Source organism: Inquilinus sp. CAU 1745, from assembly GCF_039839375.1.
Lineage (GTDB): Bacteria > Pseudomonadota > Alphaproteobacteria > DSM-16000 > Inquilinaceae > JBDOQU01.
The window spans coordinates 67,870-80,696 of sequence record NZ_JBDOQU010000007.1; the positions used below are offsets into that span (position 1 = coordinate 67,870).

At 60.9% G+C, this 12,827-nt stretch carries 14 protein-coding genes; 9 read left to right on the forward strand and 5 right to left on the reverse strand.

Translation table 11 applies throughout. The annotated features are described in order from the left end of the window. The first annotated feature begins 42 nt into the window (after positions 1 to 42). From AAFN89_RS10415 to araD, 3 genes are all read left to right on the forward strand, one after another. The gene (locus AAFN89_RS10415) at positions 43 to 1,548 is read left to right on the forward strand and encodes a tripartite tricarboxylate transporter permease (protein ID WP_347538757.1); all 1,506 of its coding nucleotides are present in this window, start codon (positions 43 to 45) and stop codon (positions 1,546 to 1,548) included. Then, positions 1,545 to 2,336, forward strand: coding sequence for an HpcH/HpaI aldolase/citrate lyase family protein (locus tag AAFN89_RS10420; protein WP_347538759.1), 792 nt, complete (start codon positions 1,545 to 1,547; stop codon positions 2,334 to 2,336). Before AAFN89_RS10415 ends, AAFN89_RS10420 begins: the two co-directional genes overlap by 4 nt. Before the next feature lie 175 nt (positions 2,337 to 2,511). Then, positions 2,512 to 4,260, forward strand: coding sequence for an L-arabinonate dehydratase (gene araD, locus AAFN89_RS10425; protein WP_347538761.1), 1,749 nt, complete (start codon positions 2,512 to 2,514; stop codon positions 4,258 to 4,260). Positions 4,261 to 4,584: 324 nt separating this feature from the next. On the opposite strand, the gene AAFN89_RS10430 is transcribed toward araD, so the two are convergent. Continuing rightward, a protein-coding gene (locus AAFN89_RS10430; protein ID WP_347538763.1) for an IS630 family transposase occupies positions 4,585 to 5,648 on the reverse strand; the annotation gives its coding sequence in 2 pieces (ribosomal slippage) (positions 4,585 to 5,165 and positions 5,165 to 5,648; 1,065 coding nt in all). A 244-nt stretch (positions 5,649 to 5,892) separates the two neighbouring features. Between AAFN89_RS10430 and AAFN89_RS10435 the strand changes: the two genes are divergently transcribed. The 4 genes from AAFN89_RS10435 to AAFN89_RS10450 all read left to right on the forward strand — a co-directional run bounded on the left by AAFN89_RS10435 (position 5,893) and on the right by AAFN89_RS10450 (position 7,977). After that, the gene (locus AAFN89_RS10435) at positions 5,893 to 6,369 is read left to right on the forward strand and encodes a pyridoxamine 5'-phosphate oxidase family protein (RefSeq protein WP_347538765.1); all 477 of its coding nucleotides are present in this window, start codon (positions 5,893 to 5,895) and stop codon (positions 6,367 to 6,369) included. A gap of 9 nt (positions 6,370 to 6,378) precedes the next feature. Further along, positions 6,379 to 6,855, forward strand: a complete 477-nt coding sequence (locus tag AAFN89_RS10440) for a hypothetical protein (protein WP_347538767.1) — start codon at positions 6,379 to 6,381, stop codon at positions 6,853 to 6,855. Between the two features lie 12 nt (positions 6,856 to 6,867). Next, entirely contained in the window at positions 6,868 to 7,131 is a 264-nt protein-coding gene (locus AAFN89_RS10445; RefSeq protein WP_347538769.1) for a hypothetical protein, read from the forward strand. Positions 7,132 to 7,485: 354 nt separating this feature from the next. Next, the gene (locus AAFN89_RS10450) at positions 7,486 to 7,977 is read left to right on the forward strand and encodes a TspO/MBR family protein (protein WP_347538771.1); all 492 of its coding nucleotides are present in this window, start codon (positions 7,486 to 7,488) and stop codon (positions 7,975 to 7,977) included. 6 nt (positions 7,978 to 7,983) lie between these two features. Here the strand turns inward: AAFN89_RS10450 and AAFN89_RS10455 are convergent, their stop codons facing one another. From AAFN89_RS10455 to AAFN89_RS10470, 4 genes are read right to left on the reverse strand one after another with little or no spacing between them, the layout of a single operon-like run. Then, complete coding sequence (locus AAFN89_RS10455) at positions 7,984 to 9,363, reverse strand: deoxyribodipyrimidine photo-lyase (RefSeq protein ID WP_347538773.1); 1,380 nt, start codon at positions 9,361 to 9,363, stop codon at positions 7,984 to 7,986. Further along, positions 9,360 to 10,895 carry a cryptochrome/photolyase family protein gene (locus AAFN89_RS10460; RefSeq protein ID WP_347538775.1) on the reverse strand — a complete coding sequence of 512 codons (1,536 nt, stop codon included), beginning with the start codon at positions 10,893 to 10,895 and terminating at the stop codon, positions 9,360 to 9,362. Before AAFN89_RS10460 ends, AAFN89_RS10455 begins: the two co-directional genes overlap by 4 nt. Continuing rightward, entirely contained in the window at positions 10,892 to 11,101 is a 210-nt protein-coding gene (locus AAFN89_RS10465; protein ID WP_347538778.1) for a DUF2945 domain-containing protein, read from the reverse strand. Before AAFN89_RS10465 ends, AAFN89_RS10460 begins: the two co-directional genes overlap by 4 nt. Positions 11,102 to 11,145: 44 nt before the next feature. Continuing rightward, positions 11,146 to 11,529, reverse strand: coding sequence for a DUF2147 domain-containing protein (locus tag AAFN89_RS10470; RefSeq protein WP_347538780.1), 384 nt, complete (start codon positions 11,527 to 11,529; stop codon positions 11,146 to 11,148). A gap of 186 nt (positions 11,530 to 11,715) precedes the next feature. On the opposite strand from AAFN89_RS10470, the gene AAFN89_RS10475 reads away from it, so the two are divergent. After that, entirely contained in the window at positions 11,716 to 12,126 is a 411-nt protein-coding gene (locus AAFN89_RS10475) for a DUF2177 family protein (RefSeq protein ID WP_347538782.1), read from the forward strand. 136 nt (positions 12,127 to 12,262) lie between these two features. After that, positions 12,263 to 12,670, forward strand: a complete 408-nt coding sequence (locus tag AAFN89_RS10480) for an SRPBCC domain-containing protein (RefSeq protein WP_347538784.1) — start codon at positions 12,263 to 12,265, stop codon at positions 12,668 to 12,670. Positions 12,671 to 12,827 lie beyond the last annotated feature (157 nt).

Genomic DNA, 12,827 nt, shown 5'->3' on the forward strand with positions numbered 1-12,827 from the left:
TTATCGCCCCCTCTCGGTTCAGGTCGTCTCAAAGGATACGCCATGTCTGTTTATGCGGATGCATTAAGCTTGCTGTTGCATTTTGACGTAATACTTGCAATTGCGGCCGGGACATTCTTCGGCCTGATAATGGGATCTCTCCCCGGTCTGACCGCCACAATGGCGATTGCTCTTCTGATCCCTGTGAGCTTTGGGATGGGTTCGATCGCCGGGATCGGGATGATGCTAGGAGCATTATGCGGCGCGATGTCCGGTGGCGCCGTGTCGGCCATTCTCCTGAACATTCCCGGCACGCCATCGGCGGTCGCCACCACGTTGGACGGGTTTCCCATGGCCCGCAATGGCGAGGCCGGAAAGGCCCTGGGAATATCGATATCGTCCTCCTTCATCGGTGGTATTGCAGGCGCGATCCTGCTCATTCTGCTGGCGCCACCGATCGCCGCATTCGCGCTGCGGTTCGGTCCGGCCGAATTCTTTTCTCTTGGTATTTTCGGACTGGTGATCATCGCGTCGGTTTCGTCGCGTTCGCTTCTGAAGGGACTGGTCGCCGGCATCATCGGGCTCTTCGTCTCGACGATCGGTGCCGACCCGATGACGGGCATTCTTCGCTTCACGATGGATCAGCCCTCGCTCCTGTCGGGTGTCGGTCTGCTGCCGGCATTGATCGGTCTGTTCGCAATTTCTCAGGTCTTTCAAGACATATCCGAAAAGACAATCGACTCGCAGCCGGTGCAGGCAAAACAGGACGTGAGTTCCACTCAACCGCATTGGCGGCTGGTGTTCGGCTCGTGGCGCGCTCTTTGGTCGAGTACATTCATCGGGGCCATCATCGGCGCGATTCCCGGGGCGGGTGGTAGTATCGCTTCCTTTCTGTCGTACGACCAGGCCAAACGCCTTTCGAAAACACCGGAGAAGTTCGGAACGGGCCATCACGAGGGGTTGATCGCATCGGAGGCGTCGAACAACTCGATCATCGGGGGCGCGTTGATTCCGACACTTACCCTCGGCGTGCCAGGGGAGGCGGCAACCGCTGTCCTGATGGGCGGGCTCGTCATTCATGGTGTGCGGCCAGGACCCGCTCTCTTCGACCAACAACCAGTGATCGTCTATGGCATCTTTTTTGCCTTCATCCTGGCAAATATATTCATGATCTTAATACAATGGTTCGGCATCCGAGTATTCGTGAAGATTCTTCAGATACCGGATTCCTATCTCATGCCGATAATATTGGTGTTCTGCGTCATAGGAGTCTATGCCGTCAGCGGAAACACGTTTGATCTTTATGTCATGTTGATCTTCGGTGTGCTGGGCTTCTTCTTGTCGAGGTATGGGTTCGGCACGGCTCCGGTCATTCTCGGAATGATCCTGGGAGACCTCGTCGAGTCTAACCTCCGACGCGGAATGATCGTGTTCGATGGTGATTGGACGCAATTCGTAACGCATCCGATCAGCCTGGCCTTTCTACTCATGGCGACTGTGTTCTTGATCTACACCCTGATCCAGTCGCGCTCGGAGACAGAGCCGAAACGCCAGGAGGAAGCGCAGTGACCACGCACAACCAGTTCAAGCGGCGCCTGCAACAAAAAGTCCCGCAGTCCGGCTTCTGGCTCAGCCTATCATCGTCCTCTGTCACGGAGATCGCGGCATATGCTGGGTTCGATTGGATCCTGGTGGATATGGAGCATGCGCCGAACGATCTGTCGAATATTTCCGACCACCTGCGCGCCGCTAAAGGCGGAACTGCGGAGGTCCTGGTCAGACCGCCCTTCAGCGAACCGGTCATGGTCAAGCGGCTGATGGATATCGGCGTGCGTAATCTGATGTTTCCGATGGTGCAGTCGGCCGCAGAGGCCGAACTCGCCGTATCCTGGACCCGCTACCCGCCTCACGGCGTTCGCGGTCACTCGGGCACAACCCGCGCCAATGGCTATGGGCGCGAGACGAGTTATCTCGATAGCTATATAGACGATCTATGCATCGTCGTTCAGGTGGAGACGCCGGAAGCCGTGGGGCGGATCGGCGAGATCGCTGCGGTCGACGGTGTAGATGCCATTTTCATCGGCCCCGGCGACCTTGCTGCGGCGATGGGGCATGTCGGGAATGTCCTAGCCCGGGACGTTCAGGAAGCCATTGCCCATGCGCTGGGGAGGATTCACGACGCGGGGCTCGCTGGTGGCGTGCTCGGCTTCGGCGAGGAGACGGCCCGGCGATACTTCTCGGCCGGGTTCGACTTCGTCGCCGCCGGCGGTGATGCCTGGTTGGTGTCCAGGATGACAACCGATCTGGCCGCAGCCGTCCGCCCGACCGCAGCGGCTGCCGAACCTTCCGAATGCTGACGGCGCTTGTTTTTTAGGTTGAACCCTGCCGACTTCTGGAAACACGGGAAGTCATGAGACGTGGCCCGGCACCATGGCGCCGAAGCGGTATCGAAATGCTCCCGCAGCAGCACCCTTACGACACGCTGGATCCGAATGATCCAATCGATAGTGTCACTATCGCCAGGAGAATTACGTGAGCGCGAAGGACAAGCTGAAAAAGGTATCGGGCGATTTGCGCAGTGCGCGCTGGTTCGCGCCAGATGATCTGCGCGGCTTCGGACACCGGTCCCGCATCATGCAGATGGGCTATGCGCCGGATGATTGGAAGGGGAAGCCGGTCATCGGCATCCTGAACACGTGGTCCGATCTCAGCCCCTGTCACGCGCATTTCAAGCAGCGCGTCGAAGACGTGAAGCGCGGGGTGTTTCAGGCGGGCGGCTTTCCGGTCGAGTTGCCGGTGATCGCGCTCTCGGAAAATTTCATGAAGCCGACGACGATGCTATACCGCAATCTGTTGGCGATCGAGACAGAGGAGCAGATCCGCAGCCACCCGATCGACGGCGTGGTGTTGATGGGTGGCTGTGACAAGACCACACCGGGCTTGATCATGGGCGCAACGAGTGCGGGGCTGCCGATGATCTATCTGCCTGCGGGACCGATGCTGCGCGGCAATTATCGCGGTCAAACCCTGGGCTCCGGCTCGGATTCCTGGAAATACTGGGATGAGCGGCGCGCCGGCAATATCGACGACAAGGAATGGGAAGGCATCGAAGGAGGAATCGCTCGTTCTCACGGGCACTGCATGACCATGGGCACCGCCAGCACCATGACGGCGATTGCCGAGGCGCTCGGATTAACCCTTCCGGGGGCAAGCTCCATTCCGGCGGCCGACGCCAACCACATCCGTATGTCGGCTGCCGTGGGACGCCGAATCGTTGAACTGGTGGAAGAGAGCCTGACGCCTGACAAGATTCTCACACGGGACGCCTTCTACAATGCGGTGACGGTTGCAGCAGCGACCGGCTGCTCCACGAACGCCATAATCCATCTCATCGCCATGGCGCGGCGGGCCGGGGTGAACCTGACGCTCGAAGATTTTGATGCTAAGAGCCGCGTGACGCCGGTGATCGCGAACATCAGACCGTCGGGCAAGACCTATCTGATGGAGGATTTCTATTATGCGGGCGGTTTGCGGGCATTAATGGCCCAGTTGGGCGATCGTCTGAATGGAAACTGTCTGACAGTCAGCGGCCAGGCGCTCGGCGAAACTCTCGAGGGGGCGGAAGTCTTCAATAGCGACGTGATCAGGCCTGTGGACAGGCCGGTCTATCGCGAGGGTTCTCTGGCGGTCGTACGAGGCAACCTCGCGCCCGATGGCGCCGTCATCAAGCCCGCAGCCTGCGATCCGCGTTTCTACGTGCATGAAGGTCCCGCGCTTGTCTTCGACAGTTATCCGGAGATGAAGGCGGCGATAGAAGACGAGAAGCTTGACGTTACTCCGGATCATGTTCTGGTGCTTCGAAATGTCGGACCGCTCGGCGGCCCGGGCATGCCGGAATGGGGAATGCTGCCGATCCCGAAGGCTCTGCTCAGGCAGGGTCACCGCGATATGTTGCGGATATCAGATGCGCGCATGAGTGGAACGAGCTATGGCGCGTGCATCCTGCATGTCGCACCGGAATCGTATGCGGGCGGGCCGCTGGGACTCCTGAGAACCGGCGATATCATTCGGTTCGATCTGCAGAACCGGTCGCTGGATATGCTGGTCGATCAGGAGGAACTCGATGCGCGACGGATCTCCTGGGAGAAGCCGCCGGATCGGATCGGTCGCGGCTATGGCTGGATGTTCGCCCGTCACGTCTTGCAGGCCGACAAGGGTTGTGATTTCGATTTTCTAGGCTCGGCCTACGGTCCTTCCGCCGGCGAGCCGGATATTTTCTAAGAGTCTGTTTGGAAAATCGGAAGATTGAGATTTGGGCGGGGTCGGGCTGTGATTCAAACACTGGATGTGGACGGAACAGAGCTTGTGGCCGAATGGCCAAGATCGCCAGGAAAGCCAAGCGCAACCCCCTGATCTGACGGACGAGCAGTGGGAATGGAGTTGCTCCGCTGATAGGATCGCCTTGTCCGGCGACATCCCGAGCCTGATCGATCCGTCACGGGGTACCGATTCCATACGCGTTGTTCGCTTGCAGTCGACCCGTGCAGGGTTGAAACACTGGGCCTACTATATGACGGCCTGCCATCTCGTTTCATACCAACGGCATTATAGATTGACCTCGGCCCATTTTCGGGCGGTGATGGAAGCGACGGCGGTCTTGTCGTTTGCGAAGAAGTTCCAGGCCTGACAGCATTTGTCGAGGATGTCTGGGTAGCCGTCGAAGACGGTGATGGCGAGCTTGTTCTTGCGCAGATACTCCCAGACGTTCTCGACCGGATTGAGTTCGGGCGCATAGGGCGGCAGGTGCAGCAGGGTGAGGTTGTCGGGTATGCGGAGGTCATCGGCGATGTGCCAGCCGGCGCCGTCGAGGACGAGGATGGCGTGGGCTCCCGGTTCGACCTGGCTGCCGATTTCGGCCAGATGCAGGGACAGCGCCTCGGCGTTGGCCTTGGGCAGGACGAGCGCGGCGATGGCGGCGCGCGCCGGGCAGACGGCGCCAAAGATGTAGGCCCATTTGTAACGCCGGTCGCGGAGGCCGCGCGGTCGGCTTCCGCGCTTGGCCCAGACCTTCGTCAGCGTCCCCTGCTGGCCGACGCGGGCTTCGTCCTGGAACCAGATTTCGATCGGTTTGCCGCGTGCCGCGGGCGGGATTGCCGCGGCTACCCGATCGACGAAGTTTTTTTGAAAGCCTCCTGGGCGGCTTCGTCGGCCTTCGGATGACGCGGCCGCACCGACAGGCGCACGAAGCCGAGTTCGGCCAGTTGCGCGCCCACCGTGCGCTCCTGCATGACGACCCCGAACATCTCCTCGATCCGTCGCTTCAGGTCCTTGCGCCGCCACCGCACCACGCCGTCCCGCTCGGGATCGGGACCTCGTTCCACCAGCGCCGCGAGCTCGGCCTTCTGCGCCGGCGTCAGCCAGGGCCGGCGACCGGGCGGCTTGCGGTTGGAAAGGCCGCTCAGCCCTTCGGCATTGTAGCGATGCACCCAGTCCCGCAGCGTCTGCCGGTCCATCCCGCAACTCTCCGCCGCCGCCTTGCGCTCAACACCCTCCACAACAAGTGCGATTGCCAGCATCCGCCGCGCCGCCCGCGCATCGCTCGTCCGGGCCGCCGCGGCGCGCAATTGGTCCACCGACAGATCTTTCCGGGTGACTGCTATTCCCGCCATCGAAACCTCCTTCGGTCGTCGATGACAGTGAGTCAGACTCCGCGGCTTTTGGGAATCCCCCAAGAGTCACAAATCAATGCCGTTGGTAGAACGTAACGAAGCTGATCGGCGACCCTACTTATGCTGACGATCCTCTTCGGCCACGGTTGGTTCAACCTGAAACCAGCTTCGCCTTATGGCAGTCGGAACATGCAGCCCAGGCACCGCATTTTCTGACAAACTGCAAGAACGAACGGAGACGAGGATGAGCAACGACGATATCGATCGTGCCTGGGCGCTGATGAAGAAGATCGGCTTCTGCATGCTCAGCACGCATGACGGCGAGGACATCCGCGCCCGGCCGATGGCCGCCCATGTTGAACGGGACGAGCATATGATCTATTTCCTCACCGATGCCGAAAGCCACAAGGACGAGGAGATCGAGCGCAACCCCAATGTCGGGCTCGTCTTTGCCGATGCAGGCGATCAGAAGTATGTCTCCGTCACCGGCCGGGCCGAGGTCTCCAACGACCGGCAGAAGATCAAGGATCTCTGGTCGACGCCCGCCAAGGCGTGGTGGGGCAGCCCGGACGATCCCTCGATCCGGGTGCTGAAGATCGCGCCGAAGGACGCTCAATACTGGGACAGCCCCGGCACGACGGTCAGCTATGTGAAGATGATCGCCGCGGCCATGTCGGACAGCCGCCCGGCGATGGGCGATCACGCCAAAACCAACTTGTAGGCAAGCGCCATGAACCGATGGACGCGTATCGGCGTCTCGGCGCTTGTCACCGGCACGGTGGCGAGTGTTGCCTCGACGGCCGCGCTGGCCCTGCTGGCGAGGGCAGAGGGCAAGGGCGCTCTCCAGCCCACCAACGCGACGAGCCATTGGCTTCATGGCGACGAAGCTGCCCGGCGGGAGAAGGCGGACATCACCCACACGGCTTTGGGCTATGGAACGCACAAGGCCTCGGCCGTGTTCTGGGCCCTGCCCTTCCAGGTTTGGCTTGCCGCCCGGCCGCCGCGCTCGTCCGGCGAGCTGTTGCGCAATGCGATGCTCATGTCCGCGATCGCCGCGATGGTGGATTACGGAGCGACGCCCAAGCGGTTCACGCCGGGATGGGAACTGGTCGTGTCGAAACGATCAATGGTGGCAACCTTCGGAGCTCTGGCTCTCGGCCTCGCCGGCGGCGCCGTGCTCGCTCGCAACTGGGTCGGTGAGGATTGAAAGGAGAGGTCCATGACGGGATCGACGGATCAGCTTTCCGACAAAGCGCTATCGATCTTTGCCTTCGCCGCCTATCACGAACTGATCAGCGGGCAGCCGGTCTCAAGCGTGGTTCGCCGCGATCATGCCGGCCATACCGCCGATCCCGATGGCGTGGCCGAGTTGGAGAACCGCGACCTCATAACCGTCGAGGAAGATGTCCTGCATTTGAATTCCGAGATGAAGGAGTTTTTGCACATGCTGATCGCCGCGATCCGCAGTAAAGCCTGCCGATAATCCCGTTTCTAAGCTGATGTCAGGTGCAACTCATTGGCAACGACGGCATCATTGTCTGACGCTTGCGTTGAAAGGAGACTAACACCGCCACGAGAGCCTTGCTTCACCCCGTCCGTCGACGTCCATCTCCATGATCCGGATATCGCCGCCGATGCCTTCCAGCCGCCTGCCCTCCATCCAGATTCCCGCGCCCTCCGGCAGAACCGGCGGTCTTTCGACCGCGCTACAGAGTCTGATCTTCTCGATTCCGGAGGGGAGGACAGCACGTCGGTATGGCTGACGACAGGTCCAAGGGCAACCAGGCTCCGTTCACCAAAGGATGATCACACAGCAGACTGAAGGACTTTCTCCAAGATGCGACCGACGACAAACGCCAAATCTCCTGCTCTGAACGGCTCCTCCGCATTCTGGCTGCTGGGATTCGTCATTCTGGTCGTCGCCATCGGCATTGCGATCGGCTTCGCAACCGCGCCTGGCGCGTGGTACGAAACACTTGCGAAGCCGATTTTCAATCCTCCGCCGTGGGTTTTTGGTCCGGTCTGGACCGTCATCTATATCCTGATCGCCGTCGCCGGCTGGCGCATCTGGATGATCGCACCGAAGAGTGGAGCAATGGGCGCCTGGGCGCTGCAGATGGCCCTCAACTGGCTGTGGTCGCCGATCTTCTTCGGCGCAGAGATGCCATGGCTCGCCTTCGCCATCATCGTCGTGCTGCTCGGGGCGATCGCGCTGTTCATCGTGCTGGCGCGCCGGATTGACAAGGTCGCGGCGTGGCTGTTCGCGCCTTATGCCCTCTGGGTGGCGTTCGCCACCCTTCTCAACGGCTCGATCGCCGTGATGAACTGACGCGGTTCACGCTTCGCCGGCTTCGGCTTCGGCGAGTTCATCGACGCGCTTCACATAGGCATCGATGTCGATCTTGCGCTCCAGTCCGCCGGCGGTCATCGACCGCACCTTCCCGAAGATGGCGCGTTCCGGCCATGGGCGGTCGTGCAGGCCGAAGCACCAGGCGACATTGGCGTAGGAGTTCGAGTCGCGGCCGCAAAGGAAATAGCGATTGTTGAGCGTGAGCGCCGTCTTGAACGCCTTCTCCGGACTGGGCGACCACTCGAGGATCTTCTTGCCCCAATACATACGCATGTGGTTGTGCATGTAGCCCGTGACGCGCATCTCGCACATCGCGGCGTTCCAGTAACGATCGTGCGTCTTGCCTGCGGCGAGCTGCGGCTCGCTATAGGTGTGCGGGCGTGGATCGCCGCGATGCGCTTCCAGCGTTTTGCGCGCCCAATCCGGCAGACAAGAATAGCCGTCGTAGCGCGGCTGATGTTCGACGAAGTTCATCGCCAGTTCCCGGCGCACCACCAGTTCCTCAAGGTAGGCGGCGCGGTGGGCGTTTCCGGCCCTAGCTTTGGACACGGAAAGCGCGATCTCGACCGGCGAAATCTGCCCGAAATGCAGATAGGCTGACAGGAACGACACCTGTTCACGCGCCGGCTCGCCGCGCGCGTCGGCGTACTTTTCAAGCGGACCTTCGATGAACGCGTCGAGCCGGCGGTGCGCCTCGCCGGCGCCGCCCTTGAAGCGGCGGACCGGGCCGATGTTGTGATCGATCTTCAGCTTGCCCAGCAAAGCCGGGGCATCGGAAAGATCGATCGACCGGGGTGGTTTACGCGATCCAATTTTGACCTTCACCGGTGTGCGGCGCATCGGCTTCAGGAAGTCGTCGCGTAGCCGCTGGATCTTTGGCCGTAGCGTCCGTGCGGCAGTTTCAATCTTGCCCGAGGCGAGTTCGACCGGAACGACGACGTCGCATTCGACCTGCACCACGCGCCTGCCCGCAGCGCTGGCTACGTGTTGGCACCATTTTTTCTGATGACGAAGATAGCCGCGATCGCAGACGACGAGCGCGGCGTCGCGCGCCAGGTTGATCGCGACCTCATCCGGCGAACCGTGTTGAACGACAAAACCGATGCCGCGCCGCGACAACGCCTGCTCGACGTCGAGCAGGCCCTCCAGCATGAAGGCATAATGGCGCGCATTCGCTTCCGGGTACCCGTCCGTTAGCCCAAAGCCGACGAGCACCGGAAGTTCGAGCCGGTTCGCATGAGCTATCGCCGCCTCCAGCGCCGGGTTGAACGCCTCGCGCTGCGACTGCTGCACCCAGTAGAGGACGTATTCGCCCTCGCGCTCCGGCTGGTCGTTCAGGTCTTTGAGACGTTCCTTCTCGATCATAAGAAGGTCTCCGCCGTCAGTTTCGTCTTGAGAGCCGAAGCGCGCTTACGGATCATCGCGAGATCTCCCGCATCTTTCCTGGCAAGATTCATATAGGGGTACTTCATGCGCGGATTCCTTGAGAAGCGCGGCTCGTGCCGCGCCAGGAAATCCCAGTAGAGCGTGGAAAACGGGCAGGCATCGTCGCCGACGGACTTGCGCGGATCGTAGCGGCAGTGGCGACAGTAATCGCTCATCTTGTTGATGTAGTTGCCGGCCGCCGCATAGGGCTTGGTGCCGATCAGGCCGCCATCGCCATGTTGGCTCATGCCGAGCGCGTTCGGCAGCGACACCCAGTCGATGGCGTCCCAGAACATCGACGTGTGCCAGCGATGCACGTCATAGGGCCGAACGCCGAGCAGCAGGCAGAAGAGCCCGAGCACCATCAGTCGCTCAATATGATGCGCATAGGCGTGATCGATGGTGTGACGTATCGCTTCCGCGAGGCAGCGCATGTCGGTTTCGCCGGTCCAGTAGAAGCGCGGCATCGGCAGGTCCGCCTCCAGCGCGTTCTGGTCGGCATAGCCCGGCATGAAGCGCCAGTAGATGCCATGGACGAATTCGCGCCAACCGATCATCTGGCGCACGAAGCCTTCAACGGAATTGAGCGGCGCGCCGGCGGGGTTGGCGACGACAGCGTCGACGACTTCCCGCGGCCGCAGGAGATGGAGATTGAGCGGTCCGGACAGATGCGAATGGAACAGGAAGGGCTCTCCGATGCGCATGGCATCCTGGAAGCGGCCGAAATGGCCGAGCCCGTGCTCGACGAAGTCTTGAAGCGAGGCAAGCGCCTGATCGCGCGTCACCGGCAGATCGAAGTCGTCGAGCCGGCCCGGGCTGTCGGGAAACTCGCGGTTCACGAGTTCCAGCACACCGCGGGTGGTCGCATCAGGAGGAAAGCTTTTCTTGAAGGGCGCCAGCGGCGGTCCTTCGCGCCCGAAGGATGCGCGATTCTGCTCGTCGTAATTCCAGGCCCCACCGGTTGGCGTCCCGTCCGGCTTGATCAGGACATCCAGCCGCAGGCGCATGAACCGGTAGAACTGCTCAAGCACGAGCCGCGGATGCTCTTCCGCGAAAGCGGCGAAAGTCTCGTCCGGACACAGAAAGTGCCGGTCGGCGCAAAACTCGATCGGCGGCCGAAGTTTCTCGAGCTGTTCGCGGACGCGCCAATCGCCGGGCTGGAGAACGACAATGGCTTTCGGCTGCAAAGCGGTCGTCCAGCGCGAAATTTCGTCGGCGAACGAGCCGCGATTGGCCGGGTCGTCAAGTTCGCTGTAGTAGACCCGCCGCCCCGCCGAGCGCTGCTCGTCGCGGAAATGACGCATAGCCGAAAAGAAGAAGACGAGGCGGCGCTTGTGCTGAGGAATGTAAGCGGCTTCCTCGCGGACCTCCATCTGCAGGATCGCATCCTGTTCCGGGTCGAAGCCGTCGAAGGCGGTGGACCGGCCGTCGAGTTGATCACCCAGGACGATGACGAGACGGCGCAGCTTCACCTTTTCTTCAACCCGCCCGGCTTGTGCGCCGCCTTCCTACCGGACTTGTCGCTTCGGACGATGTACTGGGGATTGTCCTTGGAAGCGGCAACCTTGTGACCTTTAATATGGGTTTGCGAGATCTGCTTCTTGACTACTTTGCCATGCGTCACACCCTGGCTGGTGGCCCAGTTGACTTCGTCGCCTTTCTCCAGTTTCTTCGCCATTGCCAGTTTCTCCCAGGATCGGTCAACCTCTATTAAAAGTCCTGTCAGCCTTCGTTCGCTGGTGTCCAGTTTACATCCTTGCAAAGCAAACCGCCCAGAACGCAGCCTCGCGTGGTTAGGGAGTTGGCTCCTACAGTCACGGTTATCGCATAGGTGATATCGCGTTTCGGATCGTAGGCTGAGCCGACAAGTTCGGTGTCGGACTTGCGCTCAAGGGACATGATGAGCTGGTCGCCGACTTCCTCTCCTTCGCTCGTGTCCTTGATCCAGAGATTGGTCGCGCAAACCTGTGATCCACACGGGGCGATTCGCACGCGCGCATTGCCGTCACCACGAAGCCATACGCCGTACGGGCTAAGTTCCTGCGCGGCTACGGCGCCGGAGCCCACGATCGAAAGTGCACTGATTGCAACAGCGCGCATAAGCATGTGTCGATCTCCCGACCAGCATTATTCGCTTACCTGTTCTTGCTACGGAGGTTTCGCCCGTCCGGATCACAAGTGCGGAAGAGGTTGTTTCGAGGCGCCGAGACGACCGTCTCGAGGATGTCAGGATGATCCAACCGTCTACTGGGCGCGTAGGACGTCCAGTCCCGGATCGGAAAGGAACATCTCTTGAGAACCTACGGCATCGCCTATGTCGCGACCGGGTTGGTATTTCTCGCAATCGACGCGATCTGGCTGACGATGGCGGCGAAATGGCTTTATCGCCCTCAGATGGGAGGCTTGTTGCTTGAAAACTTCAAGATCATACCAGCGGTCCTGTTCTACCTGATTTACATCGCCGGCATCCTGGTGTTCGCCATCGCGCCCGCCATGGCCAGCGACCGTTGGACCACGGCCCTGTCCTACGGTGCATTCCTGGGGCTGCTTGCGTACGCCACCTACGATCTGACCAATCAGGCGACCTTGCGGGATTGGCCGGTGGTGGTGACCATCGCCGACCTTTGCTGGGGGACGTTCGTGACAGCATTTTCGGCGACCGCCGGCTTCCTGATCACGCGCGCGCTCACGTCCTCTACCTGACGGCAGTGTGAACCGCTCCGGCTTTCCCGGTCGGAGCAATCGCAAGCGCCCTTTCCGCTACGACCAACTCGCCGCAAACGCCCTGTCAGGTGTGGCGCTCGCCCCGCTATCGCCTTCTGGTTGAACAGGATCGAAGGTGAAGATCACCACGCAGGCGCTCATCGACGCGCCAATCGACATCGTCTGGCGAGCGTTCAACGCCCCTGCCGACATCCTCAAGTGGGACATATCCGAAGATTGGCAGACCACGTGGGCGTCGAACGATCTCAGAATTGGCGGTCTGCTCAAGCTCCGCATCGCATCCAAACACAACGGCTCGGGCTTTGACTTCGTCGCGACCTACACAGCCATCGAGCCGATGCGAGTGATCGAATGGCGGGAAGGCGATCGTGTCGTACGAGTTGAATTCAAGGAAGGCGACGCGGGCGTCGTCGTCAATCAGACGTTCGATGCCGACCCTACGCCTTCCGTGAACGAGCAACGACGGGAGTGGCAACGGGTTCTCGACAGCTTCGCTCGGCACGTCACCGCAATCGTGTTCTGACGAAAATCTGTCTCGAATACGTTGTCTCCGCAAAACGGGCGATGACGGCTTCATCACGACAACTGACGTAACCGTGAACGCCTGCTTGTGAACCGCTCGGGCTTCGTCTGCGTAGGCATGGGTGCCCGTTAGGAGGGCATGGATCAAGCAAACAGGA

Excerpts from the sequence above, each read along its gene's own strand:
- AAFN89_RS10415 (WP_347538757.1), top strand. The coding sequence starts at position 43 with ATGTCTGTTTATGCGGATGCATTAAGCTTGCTGTTGCATTTTGACGTA.
- AAFN89_RS10435 (WP_347538765.1), top strand. The coding sequence starts at position 5,893 with ATGAGCAACGACGATATCGATCGTGCCTGGGCGCTGATGAAGAAGATC.
- AAFN89_RS10440 (WP_347538767.1), top strand. The coding sequence starts at position 6,379 with ATGAACCGATGGACGCGTATCGGCGTCTCGGCGCTTGTCACCGGCACG.
- AAFN89_RS10445 (WP_347538769.1), top strand. The coding sequence starts at position 6,868 with ATGACGGGATCGACGGATCAGCTTTCCGACAAAGCGCTATCGATCTTT.
- AAFN89_RS10450 (WP_347538771.1), top strand. The coding sequence starts at position 7,486 with ATGCGACCGACGACAAACGCCAAATCTCCTGCTCTGAACGGCTCCTCC.
- AAFN89_RS10455 (WP_347538773.1), bottom strand. The coding sequence starts at position 9,363 with ATGATCGAGAAGGAACGTCTCAAAGACCTGAACGACCAGCCGGAGCGC.
- AAFN89_RS10465 (WP_347538778.1), bottom strand. The coding sequence starts at position 11,101 with ATGGCGAAGAAACTGGAGAAAGGCGACGAAGTCAACTGGGCCACCAGC.
- AAFN89_RS10470 (WP_347538780.1), bottom strand. The coding sequence starts at position 11,529 with ATGCTTATGCGCGCTGTTGCAATCAGTGCACTTTCGATCGTGGGCTCC.